Origin of the sequence: Phaeobacter piscinae (genome assembly GCF_002407245.1) — a bacterium.
Classification (GTDB): domain Bacteria; phylum Pseudomonadota; class Alphaproteobacteria; order Rhodobacterales; family Rhodobacteraceae; genus Phaeobacter; species Phaeobacter piscinae.
In genome coordinates this window covers 36,158-60,933 of the sequence record NZ_CP010682.1, presented here as the reverse complement: position 1 = coordinate 60,933, position 24,776 = coordinate 36,158, and the positions used below count along the sequence as shown (strand labels likewise).

The window sequence follows — 24,776 nt, the reverse complement described above, 5'->3', positions numbered from 1 at the left end:
CAAAACGCGTGACTCCGCAGATAGTTCCAGCCCCATCCATTTAACACTGAATTTGTCAGTCGATAGCACCACAGCCCTTGTCCAAACACCTGATTGGGTTAGCTTCTTCCCGATACCCGTTGGTTTGACACGAAGGAGCCAATCCCGTGAGCGCAAAACGCCTGCCGGAGGAGTTACTGCACCCCCAGCCGGATGGCCTCTATTGCCCGGCGGGGGATTTCTACATCGATCCAATACGCCCGGTGCCCCGCGCGATGATCACCCATGGGCATGCCGATCATGCCCGCGCCGGTCACGGCACGGTCTGGGCCAGCCCCCAGACGCTGGATATCATGGCAATACGCTATGGTGAGGACTTCTGCGCCACCCGTATTGCCGTTGAAGAAAGGACGGAAGTGGACGGCATTGACGCGCGGTTTACGCCCGCCGGCCATGTGTTGGGCTCTTGTCAGATTACTGTCGACGACGGCAATACCGCCATCACCGTTTCAGGTGACTATGCCCGCGTGGACAACCCCGCCTGCGCATCTTTTCAACTGGCCCCTTGCGACGTTTTCGTGACCGAGGCCACCTTCGGTCTGCCGGTGTTCAACCACCCCAGTCCGCAGTCCGAAATCGAAAAACTGCTGCGCTCTGTTGCGTCCCAACCTGAGCGCTGCCACCTTGTCGGGGCCTACGCATTGGGCAAGGCGCAACGCGTCATCGCGCTGTTGCGGCAGGCGGGTTGGGATCAGCCGATTTATATCCACGGTGCCTTGCAGCGCTTATGTGACTACCACATCGCGCAGGGGATCGATTTGGGAGAACTGCGTCCGGCCACCACCAAAGAAGGCAAAGCGGCATTTAAAGGCCAGATTATTCTTGGCCCGCCTTCCGCCTTTGCCGCGACCTGGGCGCAGCGCTTTCCCGATCCGGTCATCTGTTTTGCCAGCGGCTGGATGCAGGTGCGTGCCCGCGCCCGGCAGCGGGGCGTCGAACTGCCCCTGATCCTCAGCGACCATGTGGATTGGCCGGATCTGACCCGCACCATCAAGGATCTCAACCCGAAACAAGTCTGGGTAACTCACGGCCGTGAGGACGCGCTGGTCCGCTGGTGCGAGTTGAACCAGATCACCGCCCGCCCCCTGAGGCTCGTCGGCTATGAGGAGGAGGCAGAGTGATGCAGGCCTTCGCCGAGCTTTTGGAGCAACTCGCCTTCACGCCATCGCGGAATGGCAAGATTGCACATTTAAAGACCGCGTTTGACGCCATCCCGGACCCGGACCGGGGCTATGCGCTTGCGGCCATCACCGGTGACCTTGCCCTGCGCAACGTAACACCCTCCCTGCTGCGCGGTCTGGTGGCAGAGGAGACAGACGCAGAGCTGTTCCGCCTGTCCTACGATTTTGTCGGTGATCTGGCGGAAACCGTGGCCCTGATCTGGCCGCACTCCGACACGGTGATTGACCTGTCGCTGGCCGATGCGGTGCATGAACTGACCAGCACCGCCAAAGCACAACTCCCCGCACTCATCGCTCGGCGGTTGTCACAGATGACCCCGACGCAGCGCTATGCTTATCTGAAGTTGGCGACAGGTGGTCTGCGCGTTGGTGTCTCTGCCCGGTTGGCGCGCAGCGCGCTGGCCCAGTTTGGCAATGTTGATGTCACCGAGATAGAAGAGCTCTGGCACGGGCTGACCCCGCCATATCTGCCTCTGTTTGCTTGGCTAGAGGGTGGCGAAAAACCCGTGAACCTTGCCGCGGCCCCCTTCCGCCCGGTCATGCTGTCCACCGGCACCGATCTGGAAGACCTCGCCAGCCTCTCACCGGCAGACTTCGTCGCGGAATGGAAATGGGACGGCATCCGTGTTCAAGCCGTGAACGACGACGGGACAAGACGACTGTATTCGCGCACCGGTGAAGATATCTCCGGATCCTTTCCCGATGTGATCGAAGCGTTGAATTTTGACGGGGTGCTGGATGGTGAGCTGCTGGTAAAGCGTGAGGACATCGTTGCCCCCTTTGGCGATCTACAGAAGCGGCTGGGTCGCAAGAAGGTTGGAAAAGCCATGTTGGCAAGCCATCCCGCTGCGCTACGGGTCTACGATGTACTGTTCTGGAATGGCGAGGATCTGAGGTCCCGCACATTGGTTGATCGCCAGACCCATTTGCAAGCCTGCGTCACAGATCTGAATGATCCGCGTATTGATCGTTCTCTGCCGCTTGACTTTGAGACTTGGGAAGATCTGGCGAAACTGCGCGCGGATCCACCAAACAGCGTGATAGAAGGCGTTATGATCAAGCGCCGCGACAGCGCCTATATAGCGGGGCGCAAGCGCGGCAACTGGTTCAAATGGAAACGTGATCCAATGCTTGTGGATGCGGTCATGCTCTATGCACAGCGCGGGCATGGCAAGCGTTCAGGCTACTATTCCGATTTCACCTTTGGCGTATGGGATGGCGACCAACTGGTACCAGTAGGCAAGGCATATTTCGGATTCACCGACGCCGAATTGAAGGAACTGGACCGATTTGTCCGCAATAATACAATTGATCGCTTTGGCCCTGTCCGGGCGGTAAAGCCTGAACTGGTGCTGGAAATTGCCTTTGAGGGTTTGAATGAATCGAGCCGTCACAAAAGCGGGCTCGCCATGAGGTTTCCCCGGATCAATCGCATCCGAACCGATAAACCACCGTTAGAAGCAGGCTCGATCGAGGAATTGAGAGGGTTCCTTTAAGGTTGTGTAAGTAAATAGGAATACTCAGATAATTCCTACCCAGACCATCCGCGTGAACAAAAGCGAGTACCAAATCCCATGAGCAAGCAGACATTGGCCTACCTCACTTTTCTGCTCGCCGTAGCATTTGCGGCAGCACCGTTGGTGACGAACCCGTTCACCGGCTACACCGCCGACCAGTTGCCCTACCCGCAACCCCAACCGATTATACAGCCGATAGGCCCGACTTTTTCGATCTGGCCCGTGATCTATCTCTGGCTCATTGTAGGGGCGGGCTACGGCGCACTTCGTGCGGCCGAGGATCCGTCTTGGCATGAAATGCGAAGATACTTGGCGGTCAGCCTGGTTATCGGTACCTGCTGGCTGTGGGTTGCAAACATTTCGCCGATTCTTGCCACGTTCATGATAGTGGCGATGGCTGCCACCGCGACTCTCGCAATGCGCTGCGCTGGTCGGAATGACAGGATCTGGAAGCGAGGGCCCGTGGGGCTCTACGCCGGGTGGTTAACTGTCGCTTCTGCTGTATCTATTAGCATTGTCCTTCCGGGATATGGCCTGATGGACCCGCAGCTGTCCGGAATACTATGCCTCATCATCGCCTTGGTCGTAGCGCTTCTGGTACAGACAGGCAGCCCCTCAGCTTGGACCTACACTGTTGCCATCTGCTGGGCTGTCGGTGGCATCGTCATCAATCAGTGGGGCAGCGACAACTTGCTCGTTGTTGCCTTGGCCGGTCTGGGCTGGATCATCGTTGCGTTGCGCGGCCTATTCAGCGCCGGATTGAAATATGCTACTGAGTAGTGTAGGCATGGTACTAGTCAGCCCGCAACATCAGGTACGATATGAGTGTCAAAGCCTCCATCTCCTTGACCGAAGCGCAGGATGACTTTGCCCGCACCTTGGTCGCGGAAGGCCGGTATTCGAGCCTTAGCGCGGTGTTGCAACAGGGTCTTGAACTTCTGCGCGAAGAAACAGAGGCACGCCGTGCAGATACCGCAGCCCTGCGCGCCCTGATTGCAGAGCGGCGCGATGGTGCCTTTGTCAGTGCATCAGATGGCCGTCAACGCACAGCTGATCTTCTGAAACGGAAACGGATGCAGCATGATCTACCGGGTTGATCGCGCCGAAGCGATCGACCGAGACCTGGAGGCTATTTTCGACTTTCTCTTTGAAGCCGCCATCAGCTTTGGTGAGGACACAGAGACCGCGTTTGAACGCGCCGCGACACGTCTGACAGAGATTGACGACGCGGTTGAGGCATTGGGGCAAGCGCCCCACCAAGGCACGCTGCGCACCGACATTGCGCCGGGCCTGCGCAGCGTCACAAAGGGGCGTGCCATCTTCTATTTTGATCTCAACGAGACAGGCCAACAGCTGCGCGTGCTGGCGGTGTTCTTCGGTGGGCAAGATCACCAGCGCCGAATGCTGTTGCGTGCGCTTGGCCATGATGAGGCGTGACCAAAAATCTGATCAGGCCCCGATTTCATCATGATTGGTCAGGCATTCGGAATGATCCCGCAACACCTCCAGAACGCGACATTCGGCGACCGTACCGCCAGCACAATCGCAGATCATTCGCTGCAACTCAGTCTGCAGGGCTTCGAGTCGAGCGATCCGGTCCGCCACTTGCTTCAGCTGCCGTTGCGCAATGGAATCCGCATTGGAACATGATTGACCGGGATGATCCGCCAGATCCAGCAATTCGCGAATGGCCTCCAACGGAAACCCCAGTTGCCGGGCATGGCGGATAAAGGCCAATCTATCCAGCTCGGTATGGCCATACCGACGTTGCCCGCCCGCGGTTCGGCCCGGTTCCGGCATTAAACCGATTTGTTCATAGTAGCGAATGGTCTGCACCTTTGTCCCGGTGCGTTTGGCCAATGTCCCAATCGTCAGCATGCTGTTTCCCCCAGCGCCCATAAAAATCTACATAGACTGTAGAATTCAACCTGCCGCCCCGCAAGCCAGGGAAACCGCAAAAAGGGGCCGCCAATGGCAGCCCCTTTTGTCAAAACCTTGTTGCCTCAGGCAGCCGCTTCTCCCGGCCGCTTACCCAGAATAATCATACTCAGCAGGTCGTCATCGGTGACATCGTCAATATCAACGGTGCCGACCAGCTGACCATTCTTCATGACAGAGGCACGGTCACACAGCTCCATCACCGCATTGACGTCATGGTCGATCAGGAAAATCCCGATCCCCTGTGCCTTCAGCTGCTGGATCAGCTCTGCCACCATCTGCGTCTCATGTGGACCAAGGGCTGCGGTCGGCTCATCCATGATCAGGATTTTGGCGTTGAAATACACCGCCCTTGCAATGGCCACCGACTGGCGTTGGCCACCGGAAAGCGCCGACACCGGTTCTGAGAACTTCTGGAAATTCGGGTTCAACCGGTTCATGATTTTGCGGCACTCGGCCTCCATTGCGGAGTCGTCGACCAATCCAAACGGAGTCACCAGCTCACGCCCCAGAAACAGGTTTGAGGCCGCATCAAGGTTATCCGCCAGCGCCAGCGTCTGATAGATCGTCTCGATATTATGCGACCGCGCATCCCGCGGATTGGTGATCTCAACCCTGTCGCCATTGACCCGGATTTCACCGGCGTCCATCTGGTAAGCGCCGGACAACACCTTGATCAGGGTGGATTTCCCGGCACCGTTGTGGCCCAGCAATCCGACAACCTCACCCGGGTAAAGGTCGACGCTGACGTGGTCCACGGCTTTGATGCCGCCGAAGGAGATCGAAATATCCTTCATCTCGACCAGCGGGGTGGCGCCTGCGGCGCGCAGCTCTTTTGCGGTGCTCATATCCGGGCCCCCACACGTTTACGGTACAAGATATCAATCCAGACTGCCGCGACCAGCACTGTGCCGACAACGATATTCTGAAACGGTGCATCGACACCAACCATGGCCATACCCGATTGCAGACTCTGCATGATCAACGCGCCAAGGATCGCACCGTAAATCGTGCCAAAGCCGCCAGACAGGGCCGTGCCGCCGATGACTGCCGCCGCAATGACGCGCAGTTCATCCAAGGTGCCGATATCATTTGAGTGGTTCGCCAGTCGCGCCGACGCCACAACAGCAGATAGCGCACAGAGGAACCCCATGAGGGCGAAAATCTTCACCGTCAGAAGCCGCGTGTTGATGCCAGACAGCTCAGCCGCATCAGGGTTGCCGCCAGTCGCAAAGATATACCGCCCCAGACGCGTCCGGCGGGCGATAATTGTCATCACCACAGCGGTAGCAATCAGGATCAATACCGAAATCGGCAGACCATAGCCAACGACCAGCCCCTCGGGCATGGTTTCTCCCTGCGCCTCCATCATCCGCTTCAGACGGCGGGCGGGGATTTGATAGGCATTGAGGACGGCAACAAAACCAAGGATGGACGCGGCAACAGTACCGGCGATCACCGCTTCCGCCCAGGCTGGCTTCACCGGGAAGCCATGTCCTTGCTTGGCCCGGCGGCTGTTCCACAATGCGGCCAGCGCCAGAACGGTCGCAACGATCCCAACCGCCCAGCTCAGCGTGGTGCCCAATGTGCCGGAGGTGCCGCCAAAGACCAGAAAGGTGCTGTCGAGCGGGCCAATCGTCTGACCATCGGTCAGGTACCAGGCCACATTGCGCCAGACCAGAAATCCGCCCAGCGTCACAATAAAGGCCGGAATGGTCAGAAAGCCCACCATCCACCCCTGAAAGGCACCGATCAGCGTACCAATGGTGAGGCCCACGGCGACGGTGATGATCCAGGTGGCAGGATGGTTGAGGCCAAGACCCAACATATCCGGCAGCACATCCGTCTGCACCACGGCCATCACCGCCGAGCAGGTCGCCAGCAGCGCGCCGACACTCAGGTCAATGTGACGGGTCACGATCACAAACACCATGCCCGTGGCCATGATCGCCACCGACACGGTCTGAATGGTCAGGTTAAAGATATTGCGCGGCGTCAGGAAACGCCCATCCGTCAGGATGTTGAATCCAATGCACAAGATGACAAAGGCACCGATCATTCCCAATAGGCGGACGTCCAGTTCCAATTGCTGGAACAGGCCACGCTTGCTGTGTTCGGGGATCGGCTGAGACGTGGTTTCGGTCATATCCGAACTCCAGTGATCAGCGGTATTTAAAGGAGGGACGCGCGCCCGATCCGATCAGGACCGTATTGTGGGCGCGCGCCGGTTTGAAACGCAGCAGCCGAGCGTTCTCAGCCGCAGCTTAGTTGCAGGGCGCGGGGCCGTTGGTCACACCTTGGCACAGCGCTTCTTTGGTGATCCATCCAGCATCCACAACAACCGACAGGTTGTCGGCGGTTACCGGGATCGGTTCCAGGAAGCGAGCGGTCAGCTCAGTGCCCGCAGGGGAGGTCCAGGCAGCGCCGCCCGCAACATCACCCATGGCAGCACCTTCGGCCATTTCAACCGCGATGTTTGCCGCAGCCTTGCCCAGATCACGGGCGTCTTTCCAGACAGATACAGTCTGCGTGCCCTTAGCAACACGGTTGAGTGCAGCGTGATCCCCATCCTGACCGGAAACCGCGATGCCTTCCATGCCCTGCGCGGTCAGCGCGGCGACAACACCACCGGCGGTGCCATCATTGGAGGCGACAACCGCATCAACCTTGTTGTCATTAGCGGTCAGGATCTGCTCCATGTTCCGCTGTGCATTGGCCGGCAGCCAACCATCGGTATAGGCCTCACCAACGATTTTGATATCACCGCTGTCAATTGCCGCCTGAATAATCTCCTGCTGTCCACCGCGCAGGAAGTCGGCGTTTGGATCGGTGGGCGAGCCCTTGATCATCACATAGTTGCCGCTGGGTTGCGCTTCCAGCACGGCGCGCGCTTGCATCCGGCCCACTTCGACGTTGTCAAAGGTCAGGTAGAACGCACGGCCGTCTTCGATCAGGCGGTCATAGGCAACAACAGGAATGCCCTCGTCTGCGGCGGCCTGCACGGCCGGGCCGATGGCCTGGGCATCCTGGGCCAGTACGATCAGCGCATCAACGCCCTGTGCGATCAGGCTTTCGATGTCAGAAAGCTGCTTTGCCGAAGATGACTGCGCATCTGCAGACACATAGGTTGCACCTTTTGCTTCCAGTGCGGCCTTGATCGCGGCTTCGTCGGTTTTCCAGCGTTCTTCCTGAAAGTTCGACCAGCTGACGCCAACGGTCACATCTTCGGCAAGGGCCATGCTCGCGGTTGCGGCAAAAGCTAGTGCGGATACGCCACTCAAGAATTTCATTGTTTTCCTCCCTCGGGTCGTTGCGGGCCCGTGCAGCAGTCAGGTCCCCCCTCGCTACATGCCCGTCCTGATATCCCTAACATTATTTTTTTTGAAACTCAAATTAAATAATGTATCATGAGCTCGGATATCTTGTCGGTCGGTCGTTTCCTGCGATAACCCGCCCGACAATAAGGGGGAAATACGGTGGTCAAATCGGACAGGCTTTCACATTCCGGCGAGTTGCGCGAAAGCAGCCGCCTACAGGTATTTGATACCATACGCGCCGCCGGGCAGATCGCCCGAATCGATATTGCCCAGATCACCCGGATCAGCCCGGCCACTGTCACCGCAATCACTGCTGAGCTGCTGGCTGCCGGATTGATCGAGGAGGTCAGCCCCGACACCGCACGCGGTGCCAAACGGGGCCGCCCACGGGTTGCCCTCAAAATTCGGGGCAGCGCACATCATATCGCCGGGTTAAAACTGTCCCATCACGCCATCACCACGCTGATCACCGATTTCGAAGGCACCGAATTGATCAGCCACGAAATGCCCCTGCGTGGCGGTCAGATGTCCCCGGATGCCCTGTGCGAGAAAATTGTCGAGGCGCTGGATCAAAGCTGCGCCAAAGGTGGGCTGACCCGCGCGCAGATCTCCGGCGTCGGCATCGGCATGGCAGGTGTCATGGATGCGGAGCGAAACTTCATCTATTGGTCCTCATCGCTCAATGTGCGCAACATTGACCTCGGAAGTGCGCTAAAGTCGCACCTCAGCATGCCGGTGTTCATCGACAATGACGCCAACCTGGTCGCCAAAGCAGAGCATCTGTTCGGCGAAGGCGACACCCGCAGCAACTTTGTCGTTGTCACCGTCGAGCACGGGGTCGGCATGGGCATCGTTATTGACAACCAGATCTATCGCGGCGCGCGTGGCTGCGGTGCGGAGTTCGGCCATATCAAGGTGCAGCTGGAAGGCGCGCTCTGCCAATGCGGGCAACGTGGCTGCCTGGAGGCCTATGTTGGCGACTATGCTCTGCTGCGCGAGGCAAATATCACCAGTGGAGTCGAGCGGCACAAAGATCTTGCTTCGCTTTATGCAGCGGTGGCTGATGGCGACATGATGGCACAATCCATCCTCGACCGCGCCGGACGGATGTTTGCCATGGGTCTGGCAAACATTGTCAATATCTTCGACCCTCAGATGATCGTCCTGGCCGGCGCGCAGTTGGCCTTTGGATACCTGTCCTCCGACAAAGTGGTCGAAGAAATGCGCCGCTGGGTGGTGCAGGTGGATGGCCCCTTACCAGAGGTGCGCGTGCATGGCTGGGGCAATCAGATGTGGGCGAAAGGCGCCGCAGCCTATGCGATTGAAGAAGTCTCGGCCCTCACCATCCGCGAGGTTGCAAGCCATGCCAGTTAGGGTCCGTCTACTTCTGGCGCCACTGTGCCTTCTGCCGCAGATTGCATTTGCCAACGGATCTGAGCCGCCCGTCTTCACCCCACGCCCGATCGCCGCGCATATCTATGATGGCGGCTGGGAGCATTTCGTGGGCGGCGGGCTGGCTTCGCTGGATTGCAACGGCGACAGGTTTCCCGATCTGGTGGCCGCAGGTGGCAGCAACCCGGTTCAGTTGATGATGAATCGGACCAAGACCCCCGGTGCAAATGTGCAGTTTACCGCCGATACGCCAGAAGCCTTGGCGCAAACGGGGGTCACCGGCATCTATCCGCTGGATATTGACGGTGACGGGATTCTGGATCTCGCCCTGTTGCGTGTCGGCGCCGACCAATTGCTGCGTGGCACCGGAGACTGCCAGTTCGAACCATTTGATGATCTTGGATTTTCCAGTGGTGATCACTGGACCACTGCCTTCTCCGCGACATGGGAAAATGGGGCGCAACTCCCCACTCTGGCCTTCGGCACCTACGTAGACCGGAGCAACCCGGATGGTCCTTTTGAGGCCTGCGATGACACGCTGCTTTATCGCCCCGAGGGGAGCAGATATGGCCCGCCAAACAGGCTCAAACCCGGCTATTGTGCCCTATCCATGCTGTTCACCAACTGGCACCGACGCGCGGACGGGCCTGCGCAGGGGCGCGCCGACCTGCGCATCAGCAATGATCGGCACTATTACGTCCGCGACGGGCAGGAACAGATGTGGAAGATGACCACGCCGCCCGTGCTATACCAGCAGGATGACGGCTGGGCCCCCTATCACCTCTGGGGCATGGGTATCGCGTCGCGCGATCTCAATGGCGATGGGTTCTCTGATGTCTATCTCACCTCAATGGGGGATCAGAAACTTCAGCTGTTTGATCCGGCCGGTATCGGCCCGTCCTACCGCGATGTGACCTACGACTACGGAACAACCGCCCACCGTCCAACCAGCGGCGGCGACGGGCGACCCTCCACCGGATGGCATGCGGATTTCGGTGATGTGAACAACGACGGACGTGACGATATCTTCGTGACCAAAGGCAATGTGGAACAGATGCCAGACGCCGCCATGCGTGACCCAAATACGCTTTTGATCCAAGGTGTTGACGGGCGATTTACGGATGCCGCCGCAGCGGCACAAATCGCCAGCATGGCCCGGTCTCGTGGCGCCGTTCTGCGTGACTTCAATCTGGATGGTCGCCTTGACCTCGCCGTGGTCAACCGTCGCGCGCCGATGGAGCTCTATCAGAACGCCACTCAAGCCACAGGTAACTGGCTCTCCCTGTCGTTGCGGGGCGCTGCGCCGAACACCCAAGCCATCGGTGCCTTTGTCGAGCTGGACACCGGAACCCGGATCCATACCCGCGAAATCACGGTTGGTGGAGGTCACGCGGGCGGTTCCTTCGGCGATCTACATTTTGGCCTGGGAGAGGCGCAGGGCCTGCGATTGCGTGTGATCTGGCCGGATGGAGAGACAACCGAGTGGCAGGCGGTGCCACCCAACCAGCATATTACAGTGATCCAGTAGCCCCGCCCGGGCCTACTGCTCCACGGGCAGGCCTGAGGGCACGGTATCAGGTACGCCAAGCCGCCCCGCCGCCGCAGTGCTATCGGTCAGAGCCTCAAGAAAGGCAACAAGATCGGCGATCTCACCGTCACTCAGCGCAACAGGCGCCAAATCATTGGCGGATGCGATACGCTGCACCTCCGCAGGATCATCCAATGCGGCCCAATCTACCACGCCCGGAAGTGCAGGCAGAACCACCTGACTGCGGTCATATGCCATCAACGCGTCCAGCGGGTCCAGATGATGACGCACAACCGCCTCCAGCGTGGCATAGGCGCCGCTGTGCCCATAGGGGGCCGTCAGCGCCACATTCCGCAGCGAGGGGGTGCGAAACCTATACGCATCATCAGGGGTTCCGGTGACACGTAGCCGACCTTCATCGCGGGCATGCGCTTCAAACCGCGCCGCCTTTCCCGGTCCGAGTTGTGGCATTGCGATTGCGTGAAACCCATTGTCCGTCTGCAACCAGCCGGAATGGCATTGGCTGCAGCCTGCTGCGCCATAAAACAAGCCCTGCCCCCGCGCCGCAACGGGTGGCAGCGGCTCTCCCTCCATCTGCGCACGATCAAACGGGCTGTCATCGGCCCGCCACTCAAACCGGATAAAGGCGGCAAGCATATTGCCGATATCCGTGAACCGAATGGGAGCCCCAGCGCCTAGCACGCGATCAAACCGCTGCCTGTATTCCGGAATATCCGCCACCCGACCTGCGACCAGATCCCAGGCGCCCCCCGGATGACTCAACTGACCCAGACGCACCGCGCGGGACACCTCGTTTTCGCCGTAGTGGCCCGCCATCTCATCTGCTGAAAGCACCGGAAACATCGCCTGGGCAGACAGCGCCGAGTCAAACCCAGACAGCATATCGCCCTCCAACGGCGTCCGAATACCTGACCCGTAGGCGGGATCTGCCTCCAGACGACCGTCATGAAACATCACATCCATCCCGCGCGCGCCAAGGTTCCAAAGTGCGGGCGCATTGCGCGGGATGCGTTGCTCCGGCAGGTTTTCGGGATCCACCTGTCGTTTGGGGCCCAGCCCGTTGGCGCCTTCACCCAACGACAGCGACACACCATCACCAGTGCCAAACCGCGGATGATGACAGCTGGCGCAGCTGATGTTGCGATTGCCTGACAGGATCGGATCGTAGAACAACAACTGCCCCAACTCGACCTGTGCCTGATCCATCAGCGCGAAACTCGGACGTTGTCCAAGATCCAAGGGCTGATGCTTGGTCTCCGCGATGACAGCGTTGGTATAGGCCACAAGGCTCAGACCAGCGATAACACACCCCAGAAGACCGTTCCGACGCCAATACTCAGTCATCCTGATCCGCCTCATTTGTTGAGAAATTCAATGATAATCTCTGATGATACGGCCGCCCTGGGTGCACCATAACACTTGGAAAATCAGGTTGATTGACCGCATCCGGGAACCCCTGCGGCTCAATACAGACAGCGGCAAAGGGTGCTAGCTGCTGCCCGCCCTGTGCCGCCACCGCGCTGTTCAGATGTGTTGCGGTATAGATCTGCGCACCCGGCTGATCCGAAAAAACCCGCATGGCGACCCCGTTTGGAGCAGTCAACGTCGCAACCTCCGGCATATGGCTATCGGCACCCTTGGCAAAGATGACATGAGTGTCGGTCCCGCGCCGCTGTGGATCCAGCTCTGCAAAAGACTGCCCAAGGGTAAAATCCAACGAGGTCCCCGCGACAGGCGCAATCGCGCCTGTTGGCACCCCGTCCGGGCGAAGCGGAAGATAGGCGGTCGCAGGACAGCGGAGGCGATGCCCCCAAATGTCGCCGGTGACACCCAGCGTATAGTAATTGTGCTGCGCCAGATTGATTGGTGTCGTCTGATCAACGCTGGCACTCATATCATAGCTGACACTGGCGCCGGACACTGTGATCCGCAGCAGGAATTCAGCGCACCCGGGATAGCCATTCTCACCATCAGCTGAGGTATATCTCAGCTCCGCCGCATCATCGGCCACCTGCTGGATTTCCCAAAACACCCGCCCGAGACCCGCCGTCCCACCATGCAGCTGATTGCCCCCCTCATTGGCATCCAGTGCAACCAGCCGCCCCGCCAGATCGAAACCCGCGCCGCCAACGCGATTGGCCACCCGGCCAACAATAGCGCCCAGATAGAAAGGGTCCCCCAGATAGGAGACCATATCATGATAGCCCAGAACCATCGGCACCCAAACGTCGCCGACGCGCAGGTCCAGCCGTGCCGTGACCGCGCCGAAGTTGAGGACCCGAAGTCGCAGATGATCAGTCTCCAGATCCAGCCATCGCAGATGATCAGCGGCAGTCTCCGGCAGATGCGCGTGCGGCGGAGAGGATGCTCCAATAGATGACTGGCTGGCTGATGGCATAAATGGGTGTCCTTGGCTACAGAACCCCGACCAGTCCTGATGTGGGCTATTTATTTCGAATATCAAATTAATAGGTTACACCAGAGCTGTCAATTCAGCCGACACAGGTGGCTGAGCAGCGGGCATCAGAGATGTCGGCGTCGGAGTCAGCCACACGTTCCATCGGCCGCGCCGGCCTCCGACGCAGCCCCGGCAATCAGACAGCGCCCAAGCAATACTCTGTTTAAGACAAATTCTTGCCACGAATTTGAATCAAATCTTAGGAAAGGCGGATGAGGTCGCAGCCACCAAGAGCAAATAGCGACCCTGTCGACATTCACGTTGACACCGCGAGGTTGGAGATCGGGGTAAGACATGAGCGACATCACAAATTTCGACAACCTGCGCTCACCAGTTGGCTGCGAGCAGGCCGATCCACGGCGTATTGGCCTGTACGCCATGATTGGAAAACGCCTTCTGGATATCCTCTTGGCCCTGATACTGTTTCCGGTACTTACGCCGGTGATTGCCCTTCTGTGGGTGATCAGCCGACGCGACGGGGGGCCGGGCTTCTTCGGCCACGCGCGCATCGGGAAGGACGGCACCCCCTTCACCTGCTGGAAAATCCGCACCATGATCCACGGTGCCGAGGACGTTTTGGCCGAACATCTGAAAACCGACGCCAAGGCAGCTCAAGAATGGGCGCGCGACCGTAAGCTGAGCCGGGACCCGCGGATCACCGGCCTGGGCCTGTTCCTGCGCCGCAGCAGCCTGGACGAGCTGCCGCAGATCTGGAATGTGCTGCGCGGCGATATGAGCTTTGTCGGGCCACGGCCAATCGTGCGGTGCGAGTTGAGCAAATATGGCTCCGCTGCGCCAATCTACCTTAGCCAGAAACCGGGAATCACTGGCTTGTGGCAGGTATCCGGGCGCAATGATGTCAGCTATGAGGATCGCGTCTCTTTTGATATTGATTACCTCGCACGCCGGACATTCAGCTTTGATATCAAACTGATCCTGTTGACGGGCCTGTCGGTTATCGCCCGGACCGGACGGTAAAGACGCCATTAAGCCCTATGCGATACTGTCCGGACGAAGGCAAAAGGGATCACAGCCTGTGTCAGCGGCGGAGAGCCGCGCGGCATCAGCTTCCCTCACTGCAATAGCGGGACGACCAGAATGCACGACAGCAATACCGACGCATCAACACTGAGCCATGTATCAAGAGGCCGCGGCCGCCTCGCGTTGCTCGGGGTGTTCTGGTCTTTCGTCAACATCATGGTCAGCAATGGTCTCACCGTTGTTGTTTTCCTCGTCACCTCGCTGCTGCTGGAGCCTGCCGATTTTGGCGCGGTGGCCCTTGCGACATCAATTGTGATCTGGGTGATGACCTTGGTGCCCCTCCCCCTGGGCGACGCCATTATTCAACGCAGCGATCTGAGGCAGGCGCATCTGGACAGCGCATTCTGGCTGACCATGGCCATTGCCTTGGCCGCGATCGCGGTCTTGGTTTTCACAGCCCCGCTGATCGCAAGCTGGACCAGTCTCGATGTGCTGGCAGTCATTCTGCCGGTCTTGTCCCTGCGCATCCTCTTCGTATCGCTTGGAAATATCCCCGCCGCCTTGGTGAACCGGCGCATGGAGTTTCGCCATATCGCCCTGCGCACAACGCTGGCCAACGGGTTGGGTGCGGCGGGTTGCCTGCTGCTTGTCCTACAAGGCTATGCCATCTGGGCGCTGATCATGGCACAGGTCATCACAGCAGTAGTTGGCTGCATTGTGTCCTATTGGACTGCGGATTGGCGTCCGGGATTTCAGCTTTCCCGTGCGGCGCTGAGAGATTTGCGCGGTTTTACCCTGTTCACCATGGGCGGGCGGATGATCGAACCGACCAAGATCAACCAGATTCTTCTGGGGATTGTTGCAGGGCCGGCTGTGCTCGGCATTTTCTTCTTCGCCCGAAGGATCTGCGAGATCCTGCAGGAGCTGACCATTGGGACCCTGCTGCCAGTCACCAGAGTCCTGTTCGCCAGCCTCCAAGCGGAAAAAGATCAGCGCCGCGAGGCGTTTATCCTCAGCAGCTTTGCCGCAGCAACAGCTGCCTTTCCGTTGTTCATCGGCTTTATCATCGTGGCACCAACAGCCATCCCCTTTGTCTTTGGCAGCAAATGGCTGGCGGCAATCTATCCGCTGCAATGCTTTGCCATGCTGAGCCTGATGATGAGCATCGGCGTCATGCAGGCTTCTCTGGTTCGGTTCTCAGGCCATGCAAGATGGTGGTTCGGCTTCGAATGTGTGGTCAGCCTGTCGGGATTTGCAGCAATTCTGCTGCTGGCACCTGAAGGCCTGAACCGGATCATGTCCGCGCTCGTGGGCATCTCCTTCCTGCTGTGGCCAATTGCGACACGCAAAACCCTGAGGATACTCGATATGTCGGTGGCAACCTATATATTCGATTCCCTGCGACCGGCCCTGATATCTGTATCCATGATGGCCATCGCCCTATTTACGCTGCGCGAATTGGGACCTCCGATGTATGGGACCTCGCAACTGTTGGCGCAGTTTGCCGTGGCTATCCCCACCTATGTTGCTATGATCCTTCTGGTTGGGGGGGACCGGCTCCATCAGATTGTCAGCAAGATCCGAAGCAACAGGAACAATTGCGCGCAATAACGCGGACAACCCCCGGTCAGTCTGGAGGAGCAAGCCTTACGCCTGGCTTCAACACCGCCGTATGCTGGGCTGCATGTTCCTGACGTAGAAATTCACTGAACACGGTGAAGCCGTTTCACCGCTCTCTGCGCGGCTCTCGGTATTGACCAAGCTGCACCCCGCAACGAGCTTTCCATCCGATCCTTACCGCATCGACGGCTACCCCATGTAGGCGTCCGGAGAGAAAGCTGAAGCTCGTCGCAACTTCGAGCCCTTTGTGTCATCTTGCGGCTAATCGACCTAATCTGTGCTGTCAGCGATGCGGAATTAGAGAACGGCAAGTGCCACCAAGAAATATCTCACCGTTGGATATCACGAGCCCCAACCATGCGCCAAGATGACAGTGCGCAGTTCAAAAGCCAGCCTGGAGAGCGGGGCAATTCAAAGACCAAGCCCCCGTCTTCTTTCAACGCTACGAACCTCGTCCTATGGAAATAGGTGCCAACGCCACCCGACCGGGGGACTGTGCCAGACATATAGCAGGAGTCTGCAAGAGTTGGTTGCCGATCCATTTCCGAAACACCAGTCAATGCGTCGAACTGTTGCTGAGCGGAGCCGATACACATCGCCGATGCCAATATGCAACAAGGGGCCACCGCCTCTAGCAAGCTGCGGTGGCCCAAGTAGCCCTCAACCTGAAGCCCCCAGACGATCTGCCTGTAAGCCCTTCAGGAAGGAGTGTCATGTTGTTCGGAACATCTCGCCAGACAGATCTTGGCTACCGAGTGTAGTGCTGATGCAGTGATAACTGTTGATCAGAGAGCCATTCCTGATCTAGGCGGCTGCGACATAGCGGTGCGAATTCCGTTCACCCTCTATGCGATCACCGGTCTGAAAGGATGTCACCAGGCGAGACAGGTTCGTCGTCTCATGATCCAGAGAGCTACAGGCTGCAGCGGTTTCTTCGCACATGGCAGCGTTCTGTTGTTGCGCAGCCTCTAGCGTGCTCATGGCCCCGTTCAACTCGGAAATCCCTCTAGATTGCTCGTCCGCCTGCTTGGCAATATCGCCGACATGTTCAGAAATGCTGCCAATGGCATTCATGATCGTGGTGAGTGAGTCGTTTGTCCGGCCTACAAGATCGACACCATGGGCCACCTGCGCTTCAGAGGCAGCAATCAACTTCTTGATTTCGAGGGCGGATTCCGATGACCGCAGAGCGAGGCTGCGGACTTCAGCTGCTACAACCGAAAACCCGCGACCTGCCTCACCCGCGCGCGCGGCCTCTACACCGGCGTTCAGAGCAAGAAGGTTAGTCTGGAACGCGATGTCATCAATCATGCCGGTGATCCGCGTGATCTGCTCGGACGTCGCGGCAATAGAGTCCATTGCATCCACTGTCTCACGCGCAACCGCTGAGCTGTTGGTTGCATTCTGACTCACTGAGGTGACCAGAGCCTCGGTTTCGCGCGCGCCGCCGGCGACATGTTGCACATTCTGTGTAAGCTCGCTCAGGGAGGCGGCTGTCTCTTCCAGCTGCAGCGCTGATTGCTCAGTCCGCTGGGACAGATCATTGGTTGCAGACGCAATTTCCGTCAGCCCAGTATCGATGGAGTCAGCGGAGTCATTGACCGATGTGATCAGCTTGCTCAGTTGTTCAACCGTGTTGTTGAAGTCCTGGCGCAGCGCCTCATATTGGCGCGGCATCTCGTCATGGATTTTGACATCCAGCCGCCCAGCGGCCAATTGCTGGAGTTGTAGTGCAAGCGTTTTGACAACCTCTTCCTGTTGTTGTTTCTCGCGCAACTGAGTTGCCTCCAGCTCTTCCTTGGAGGCTAGGCCCTGACGCAGCGTCTCGATGGAAACAGCCATCGCCGCTATCTCGTCTTTTCGTTTCGGAATATCAACAGGTTCATGGACTTTGCCCTCGGTCAGGTCCTTCATGACCCGGAGCATCCTGCCCAGAGGACGCCGCACGAGCGAACGAACCGAAAAAAGGATAGTGGCCAGAGTCAGACCCAACAACAGCACGTTTGTAATCAGCTGCTCATAAATGCTGGCCTTGACGGGGTTGACGAATACGTGGCGTGGGACATCCAGAACCACAACCCAGGTCTTGTTCATGCCATAGGCGGTAAACGGGTAGAACAGACGTGTAGATCCATCCGCGCGATCTGAGACAATCTGCACCTCACCCGTTTCAACAGCAGCCTGAAATTCAGCGACTTCCTCACCTTCAAAGGCTTGGACCAGCATCTCCGGGTCCGGGTGAGAGAGCCATTTGCCCCCCTGCCCCAACAACATCACACTGCCGCCCTCATAGACGGAGAGCCCGCGAACGAAGTCGCCCAGATTGTCGAGGACGATATCTACGCCCGCGACACCGACGATCTGCCCTTTGGCGTTGACCGGGACCGACACCGATGTCAGCAGCCTGTTCTCATTGGAAAGATATGGCTCAGTGATCACACTCTCACCGCTGTCGATGGGCAGGCGATACCACTCGGACGTATCATTCGGATCAACTTCGAAGGTCTCGAAGTTCAACCCGCCCGCATCCGATTTGGTCCAATAGGCGGCGAAGATCCCATCCGCATTGCGGCCTTCGGATCCAGTAATGAAATCCTCGGTGGCGCCATCAGGGATTGCGGACATCCAGGAGGAAAACACAAGATCGTAACGGCCTGGTACACCTTCCATTATTTTGATCAGATCGGCGGTGGTCGCTTCGCCATCCTCAATGTAGCCGGACAAGGCTCCACCAAGAGCAGATGCGGCCGAGGTCGCCTCAACCAGCTGCGAAGACAGGCTCTGGGCAATGTCCGAAGCGCGTTGGGATGCGCCTTCCAGGACCCGCTCTCGAACCTGTTGGGACTCATTGAGAGCCGTGAACACGCTGAAGCACAGCATCAAACCGGTGATGGCAACCGTGGTCGCGGCAAGAAGCTTGCCTGAAATTGTATTGAACAGAGCTGGCATTGAAATCTCCACTTGGAAGGCTCGTCGTTAACGATCCCTCCCACATTTGCCTGAACAAAGTGTTGACCCATGTATTCAATGCGTAGGTCCAATCCGGTTTACCCAGCATATTTCAATCAGATTGGAGATAATTTTTACGCCACTGTGTTCATCGCTCCAACGTGAGTGCGGCCCTATCAGATCTCCGCAGTCACCGCAGACAGCCAAGCCTGTGCAGCCTCACCTAGCAACGGAGCCAGCCGTTGTGACACCTGTCGATGATAGCTGTTCAGCCACAACCGTTCAGCCGCAGTCAATGCATCAGGGATCAGCATATCAGTCTGTATCGGTGCCCACGTCATATTCCGGAACGCCAAGAAACCATTCTGTTCCTCAATGATTTCAAAGATATTCTCGATGCGGATACCAAACTGGTCAGCCTCATAGTAGCCCGGCTCAATCGACACCACCATGCCAGCAGTCAGATCCACCGGATTAAAGGGCTTACCGATGCGTTGGGGATGCTCGTGAACCGACAGCCGGTGCCCGATCCCATGACCAGTGCCATGATCGTAATCAAGACCCAGATCCCAGAGCGGGCGTCGGCAGATCGCATCTATATGATGCCCTTGGGTACCGCGCGGAAACCGCAGCGTGGCAAGCGCATGGAAAGCTTTGAACACGGCCGTATAGGCCCGGTCGTATCCTCCGGGGCGCAGGTCAAACGCATAGCTGCGGGTGGCATCGGTGGTCCCTGTCTCATACTGGCCGCCGCTGTCCAACAGATAGGGGTGTTCTGGCAGTATCGGCGCATTCCGACCGTTGGTGGCTGCGTAATGGCACATGGCAGCATTTCCCCCAGCGGCGGAGATTGTCTGGAAACTCTCGGTCAAGAAACCGGGGCGGTCTTGTCGAAAGGAGAGGATTTTCGCTTCGGCTTCGCGTTCGGTCACCGGATGGCCAAGGGCGGCACGGGCCGGGACGGCTTCAGCGAGCCAGCATGAAAACTCCGCCCAGGCAACACCATCCTGAACATGACAGTTGTGCAGCCCCGCCAGCTCCACCGGATTCTTGATCGCTTTCGCCCGGGTCAACGCGCTGGCCATCGGGACCGGCGTGGCCCCTGCTTCTGCAATCGTCTCGCGGACAGCAACGGGTGAGAAATCAGGGTCGAACAGCACCCCCGCGCCCGCGACACATAGACGGCGCAGAGTGCTTAGAAATTCTGACATTGGATAGGCCGTCACGGCGGCTGGAAGATGGTCCTTCACCTCGTCATTCAGCTTGGCTGAATCTACAAACCATGCAATCGCGCCGCTCCGGTCGACGATGAGAAAAGACTGTGGCATTGGATTAAACGCGACATCGTCACCGCGCACGTTCAGCAACCACGCGATGTTGTCTGGCTGCGTCTCGACCAGACATTCCGCGCCTTTCTCGTTTAGATGCGCACCCAAATCCAAGCATTTCTCGGCACAACTGCGCCCTGACAATTGCACAGGGAACACCGTAATTTTGCCCGATGGCGGGGACGGCTGATCCTGCCAAATGGCATCCACCGGATTGTCCTGCTGCGGCTGCATTGCGGCGCCTGCCTGCGCGCAAGCCGCAGCAAACCGGTCATACCAGCCTGGCGGCAGGTGCATCGGGTCAAACCCTATCTGCCAGCCGTTCCGCGCGACCGAGGCCAGCCAGTGTTCCGGCGGCTGATCAAAGATGTGCAGCCGCGAAAACACGGGGCCTGCACATTCATGTGCAACCTGCACCCTGTAGCGGCCATCGACGAACACCGCGACGGTCTCTGCCGTCACGATCGCCATTCCGGCGGAACCGGTGAACCCAGTGACATAGGCCAAACGTTCGTCATGCGGGGCGACATACTCCCCCTGATGGGCATCAAACCGGGGCAGGATGAAGGCATCAAGATTGCGGGCGGTCAGTTCCAAACGCAGATCAGCGATACGGGCCGCCGTCGGCGGCGTGCGCAGTGTGTCAGGCATTTTGAGAGATCTCTTCAGCAAGATGGCAGGCGACCTCACCCCGGTCGCCAAGGGGGCGCAGGCGCGGAACATCCCGCCTGCAGACATCGGCGGCATGAGCACAGCGCACATGAAACGGGCAGCCCGGCGGTACATTCAACGGCGAGGGCAACTCGCCCTCCAGCCGGATCGCATCGCCCGTATCATCCGGGTCAAGCGAGGGCGCCGCACTCAGCAAGGCTTGTGAATAGGGATGAGCAGGGTTGGCAAACAGGGTCTCACTGTCGCCGATTTCAACGATGCGGCCCAGATAGATCACCGCCACCCGGTGCGAGACATGACGCACCAGCCGCAGGTCATGGGCGACAAACAGGATGGTCAGATCCAGTTGCTCCTGCAATTCCAGGAGCAGGTTCACCACCTGCGCCTGAACTGAGACATCCAGCGCCGACACCAGTTCATCAGCAATCAGCACCTCTGGCTCCACCGCCAGCGCGCGCGCAATCGCAATTCTCTGGCGTTGGCCACCGGAAAATTCATGCGGCAGTTTCTGAGCCGCATCAGCGGGCAGCCGGACCAGCTCCAACAGCTCCTCCACCCGCGCCGGAATGTCATCCGCCGGACGCATCTTATGCACGTGCAAAGCTTCGCTCAGGATCTGACCACAGGTCATACGCGGATTGAGCGAGGAATAGGGGTCCTGAAACATCATCTGCACGCGCCGATTATAGCTGCGATCGCTGCGTGCCCCTTCAGCAAAAATATCCTGCCCGTGGTGGCGAATGCTGCCATTCTGCGGCTGATAGAGACGCACGATACAGCGCGCCAACGTGGATTTTCCACATCCGGATTCACCAACAACGCCAAGGGTTTCGCCCTTTTGCAGCGCCAGGCTGACGCCATTCAGCGCCCGCACAGCGCGCCCGGGCCTGTTGCGTATCACATCGACCAGGCTGCGCGGCAGCTGAAAGGTCAGGCTGAGGTCATCAATCTCCATCACCGGATGCGTCATGCCACTTCTCCCTGAACGGAAGGCACCGGATGGAAACAGGCCGCGCGCCGCCCGGCACTGATGGTTTCCAGCGGTGGACGCGTGCGGAGGCAGGCTTCCGTCCGCCCCTCACAACGCGGCGCATAGGCGCAGCCCCGCGGCAGCATCTCAAGGCTCGGCGGTGTGCCCGGCACGGAATAGAGCGGCATGCGCGGCGCAATATCCTGGGGCACCGACCGCATCAGCCCGGCAGTGTAAGGATGCCTTGGCGCGCGCAACACCTGTCGCACCGCACCCTGTTCCACGATGCGACCGGCGTACATCACCGCAACGCTCTCACAGGTTTGCGCCACCACCCCCAAATCATGGGTGACCAGAATAACCCCCATGTTCATCTCCTGCGACAGACGCAGGATCAGGTCCAGAATCTGTGCCTGAATGGTGACATCCAGCGCGGTGGTCGGCTCATCCGCCAGCAGAAGCTTCGGTTCCGCCGCCAGCGCGATGGCGATCATCACCCGCTGGCGCATGCCTCCGGAAAACTGATGCGGATAGTCCTGTAACCGGGAGGCCGCAGCGGGGATCCCGACGTGATCCAGCATTTCAATGGCCCGGTCCCGGCGCGCCGCGCGAGACAGATCGGTATGGGCCTTCAGCGTTTCGGTCAGTTGCAAACCCACGGTCAACAGCGGGTTAAGCGAGGTCATGGGCTCCTGAAAAATCATCGCAATCTCACCGCCGCGTACCCCGCGCAGCTGGCGATCCGTCAGCCGGGAGATATCGCGCCCGTTCCAGCGCACCTCCCCCGTGACCTCGCCGTGGCGCCGGGTCAGCCCAAGGATCGACCGCAGGGTAACGCTTTTGCCCGATCCGCTCTCCCCAACCAGGCCAAGAACCTCCCCCTGGCGCAGGTCAAAACTAACATCACGCACCGCTGGCAGCAGCACACCACCACGCCGGAAGGTGGTACAGAGGTTGCGAACCTCCAGAACTGGATGTGTCTCTTGCATGGTCATTGGTCCTTCCCCCGCCTTTGTCACGGGTCAACCACGGGGCCGGAGCAGATCAGCCAGCCCGTCACCGATCAATGAAAATCCGATACCCGTTAATACGATGGCGATGCCCGGCATCAGGCTCAGCCACCAGGCAGTGGTGATGAAATTGCGCCCCTCAGCGATCAGCACACCCCATTCCGCCTGCGGTGGCTGCGCGCCAAGACCGAGGTATCCCAGTGATGATCCCAGAAGGATTGCCAGCGACATATCCGTCATCCAGTAGACAATCACCGGCGTGATCGCATTGGGCAGAAGGTGGCGAAAAATAACCCGCCGGTCTGAATACCCCATCACCACCCCTGCTGAGGCATAATCGTTGCCCATCTGGGTGATCACCTCGGCGCGCATCAGGCGTGCGTAATACACCCAGCCAACCACTGTGATGGCGATATACATATTGACCAGTCCCGGCCCCAGTACGGCAACAACCGCAATCACCAGAACCAGAAACGGAAAGGTGATGACCGCGTCCACCACCCGGCCAAAGATCATGTCCGCAATACCACGATAATATCCGACCAATGCGCCAATGGTGACGCCAATCAGCATCGCAAAAACCGTGGCCAGAACTGCCATCTGCATATTCACCGAATAGGCCGAGATCACCCGGCTTAAACTGTCCCGGCCCAGCATGTCGGTGCCAAAGGGATGCGCCCAGCTCGGCGGCTGGCGCACCGCGTTATAGTCAATGAAGTTGGGGTCATATGGGGCGAACAGCCCCGGCGCGATGGCCAGCAGCGTCGAGACTGCGATAATCGCGACACCAATCATGAAGCCGGGTTTGCGCAGGGCAATCTGCCACCGGCTCTGCTGCGGGTGTGTCGCCTCGGGCGACTGGAGTGTGGCATCAGTCATGTCAGGCGCATCCTCGGGTCTAGGGCGCTTTGGATCAGATCGGTCAGCAGGAACACGATCGACACCAGCACGGCAAAGGTCAGGGTCAGCCCCTGGATCAGCGGATAGTCACGGGCAAAAATCGCCTCCAGCATCAACCGGCCCACCCCCGGAACGGCGAATACCGTCTCGGTAACCAAAGTGCCGCTCATTAGGTTGCCAATGGACAAACCCAGCAGCGTGACTGTGGAAATCAGCGCATTTCGCAGCACGTGCCGCCCAAGGATCTGCCAGGCCGACAGCCCTTTGGCTCGGGCAAATTCAACATATTCCGCATCCACCACCTCAACGATGGCCGACCGCAGGTTCCGCATGATGATCGCAGAGGTGTAGAGCGCCACCGCCACCGACGGCAGAAACAGGTGGTAGAGCCGTTCCGCAAAACTGTCGCCATATCCGCCCACCGGGAACCAGCGCAGCTGTGCCGCCAGAAACGTGAGCAATATCAGTCCAATATAAAACACCGGCATCGACAGACCGACCTGAAAGACGGTTCGGATCACCGCATCTGGCCAGCGCCCCCGGTTGAGTGCCGCAACAAAAGCAAGCGGCCCCGCGATCAGCACGGACAAGGCCACCGCATAGGTGGTCAGAAACAGCGTCGTTGGCAGGCGACTGGCAATCACATCCAGCACCGGTGCGCGCATCAGGATCGACCGTCCCAGATCCCCCTGAACGGTGTTGGACAGGAACTGCCAGAACTGGACCACCAAGGGTTGGTTCAGCCCCAATCGTTCGCGAATGGCAGCCAGATCAGCGTCGGACGCACGATCCCCTGCAATGGCGATAGCCGGATCCCCCGGCAACAGGCGCACCAGCAAAAAGATGATGATCATGACCAAAAAGAAGGTCACCGCCATCAGTGCCAGGCGCTTGAGAATATACTGAATAGTGGCCATTTCGGCATCCGTTCGTAGGCGCCGTCAACCAGCTGGGC

The 24,776-nt window shown here is 58.9% G+C and carries 21 protein-coding genes; 9 read left to right on the top strand and 12 right to left on the bottom strand.

Annotated features, from left to right (window positions below):
* The first annotated feature begins 146 nt into the window (after positions 1-146).
* From phaeop14_RS17410 to phaeop14_RS17390, 5 genes are all read left to right on the top strand, one after another.
* Positions 147-1,160 (top strand): ligase-associated DNA damage response exonuclease, encoded by a 1,014-nt coding sequence (locus tag phaeop14_RS17410; protein ID WP_096790390.1) that lies wholly within the window; start codon positions 147-149, stop codon positions 1,158-1,160.
* Positions 1,160-2,716, top strand: a complete 1,557-nt coding sequence (locus tag phaeop14_RS17405) for a cisplatin damage response ATP-dependent DNA ligase (RefSeq protein ID WP_096790389.1) — start codon at positions 1,160-1,162, stop codon at positions 2,714-2,716. The genes phaeop14_RS17410 and phaeop14_RS17405 overlap by 1 nt, the downstream gene beginning before the upstream one ends.
* 78 nt (positions 2,717-2,794) lie before the next feature.
* Positions 2,795-3,517, top strand: coding sequence for a tryptophan-rich sensory protein (locus phaeop14_RS17400; protein ID WP_040182405.1), 723 nt, complete (start codon positions 2,795-2,797; stop codon positions 3,515-3,517).
* A gap of 41 nt (positions 3,518-3,558) precedes the next feature.
* Entirely contained in the window at positions 3,559-3,834 is a 276-nt protein-coding gene (locus phaeop14_RS17395; protein ID WP_040169778.1) for a type II toxin-antitoxin system ParD family antitoxin, read from the top strand.
* The gene (locus tag phaeop14_RS17390; protein ID WP_096790388.1) at positions 3,818-4,174 is read left to right on the top strand and encodes a type II toxin-antitoxin system RelE/ParE family toxin; all 357 of its coding nucleotides are present in this window, start codon (positions 3,818-3,820) and stop codon (positions 4,172-4,174) included. Before phaeop14_RS17395 ends, phaeop14_RS17390 begins: the two co-directional genes overlap by 17 nt.
* Positions 4,175-4,186: 12 nt before the next feature.
* On the opposite strand, the gene phaeop14_RS17385 is transcribed toward phaeop14_RS17390, so the two are convergent.
* From phaeop14_RS17385 to xylF, 4 genes are all read right to left on the bottom strand, one after another.
* Positions 4,187-4,615: a MerR family transcriptional regulator gene (locus phaeop14_RS17385; RefSeq protein WP_040169775.1), complete on the bottom strand. Its 429-nt coding sequence runs from the start codon at positions 4,613-4,615 to the stop codon at positions 4,187-4,189.
* Positions 4,616-4,740: 125 nt separating this feature from the next.
* Positions 4,741-5,523, bottom strand: coding sequence for an ATP-binding cassette domain-containing protein (locus phaeop14_RS17380; protein WP_040169773.1), 783 nt, complete (start codon positions 5,521-5,523; stop codon positions 4,741-4,743).
* A complete protein-coding gene (locus phaeop14_RS17375; protein WP_096790387.1) occupies positions 5,520-6,821 on the bottom strand; it encodes a sugar ABC transporter permease in 1,302 nt (433 codons plus the stop codon). The genes phaeop14_RS17380 and phaeop14_RS17375 overlap by 4 nt, the downstream gene beginning before the upstream one ends.
* 118 nt (positions 6,822-6,939) lie before the next feature.
* Entirely contained in the window at positions 6,940-7,965 is a 1,026-nt protein-coding gene (gene xylF, locus phaeop14_RS17370; protein WP_014889239.1) for a D-xylose ABC transporter substrate-binding protein, read from the bottom strand.
* Positions 7,966-8,151: 186 nt separating this feature from the next.
* Between xylF and phaeop14_RS17365 the strand changes: the two genes are divergently transcribed.
* Positions 8,152-9,366, top strand: a complete 1,215-nt coding sequence (locus phaeop14_RS17365) for an ROK family transcriptional regulator (protein ID WP_096790386.1) — start codon at positions 8,152-8,154, stop codon at positions 9,364-9,366.
* Entirely contained in the window at positions 9,356-10,912 is a 1,557-nt protein-coding gene (locus tag phaeop14_RS17360; protein WP_096790385.1) for a CRTAC1 family protein, read from the top strand. The genes phaeop14_RS17365 and phaeop14_RS17360 overlap by 11 nt, the downstream gene beginning before the upstream one ends.
* A 12-nt stretch (positions 10,913-10,924) precedes the next feature.
* Here the strand turns inward: phaeop14_RS17360 and phaeop14_RS17355 are convergent, their stop codons facing one another.
* Entirely contained in the window at positions 10,925-12,277 is a 1,353-nt protein-coding gene (locus phaeop14_RS17355) for a cytochrome-c peroxidase (RefSeq protein ID WP_096790384.1), read from the bottom strand.
* Positions 12,270-13,331, bottom strand: a complete 1,062-nt coding sequence (locus phaeop14_RS17350) for an aldose epimerase family protein (RefSeq protein ID WP_096790383.1) — start codon at positions 13,329-13,331, stop codon at positions 12,270-12,272. The genes phaeop14_RS17355 and phaeop14_RS17350 overlap by 8 nt, the downstream gene beginning before the upstream one ends.
* A 354-nt stretch (positions 13,332-13,685) precedes the next feature.
* On the opposite strand from phaeop14_RS17350, the gene phaeop14_RS17345 reads away from it, so the two are divergent.
* Together phaeop14_RS17345 and phaeop14_RS17340 are read left to right on the top strand one after the other, a co-directional pair.
* On the top strand, positions 13,686-14,369 hold the full coding sequence (locus tag phaeop14_RS17345; RefSeq protein ID WP_096790382.1) for a sugar transferase: 684 nt from the start codon (positions 13,686-13,688) through the stop codon (positions 14,367-14,369).
* A gap of 120 nt (positions 14,370-14,489) precedes the next feature.
* Complete coding sequence (locus phaeop14_RS17340) at positions 14,490-15,983, top strand: oligosaccharide flippase family protein (RefSeq protein WP_096790381.1); 1,494 nt, start codon at positions 14,490-14,492, stop codon at positions 15,981-15,983.
* Between the two features lie 813 nt (positions 15,984-16,796).
* Here the strand turns inward: phaeop14_RS17340 and phaeop14_RS17335 are convergent.
* The 6 genes from phaeop14_RS17335 to phaeop14_RS17310 form a co-directional block, all read right to left on the bottom strand.
* The gene (locus phaeop14_RS17335) at positions 16,797-18,941 is read right to left on the bottom strand and encodes a methyl-accepting chemotaxis protein (protein WP_040169757.1); all 2,145 of its coding nucleotides are present in this window, start codon (positions 18,939-18,941) and stop codon (positions 16,797-16,799) included.
* A gap of 176 nt (positions 18,942-19,117) precedes the next feature.
* Positions 19,118-20,920 (bottom strand): M24 family metallopeptidase, encoded by a 1,803-nt coding sequence (locus phaeop14_RS17330; protein WP_096790380.1) that lies wholly within the window; start codon positions 20,918-20,920, stop codon positions 19,118-19,120.
* A complete protein-coding gene (locus phaeop14_RS17325; RefSeq protein WP_096790379.1) occupies positions 20,913-21,911 on the bottom strand; it encodes an ABC transporter ATP-binding protein in 999 nt (332 codons plus the stop codon). Before phaeop14_RS17325 ends, phaeop14_RS17330 begins: the two co-directional genes overlap by 8 nt.
* The gene (locus tag phaeop14_RS17320) at positions 21,908-22,906 is read right to left on the bottom strand and encodes an ABC transporter ATP-binding protein (protein WP_096790378.1); all 999 of its coding nucleotides are present in this window, start codon (positions 22,904-22,906) and stop codon (positions 21,908-21,910) included. The genes phaeop14_RS17325 and phaeop14_RS17320 overlap by 4 nt, the downstream gene beginning before the upstream one ends.
* A gap of 27 nt (positions 22,907-22,933) precedes the next feature.
* Positions 22,934-23,800: an ABC transporter permease gene (locus phaeop14_RS17315; protein WP_096790377.1), complete on the bottom strand. Its 867-nt coding sequence runs from the start codon at positions 23,798-23,800 to the stop codon at positions 22,934-22,936.
* Positions 23,797-24,738: an ABC transporter permease gene (locus phaeop14_RS17310; RefSeq protein ID WP_096790376.1), complete on the bottom strand. Its 942-nt coding sequence runs from the start codon at positions 24,736-24,738 to the stop codon at positions 23,797-23,799. Before phaeop14_RS17310 ends, phaeop14_RS17315 begins: the two co-directional genes overlap by 4 nt.
* Positions 24,739-24,776 lie beyond the last annotated feature (38 nt).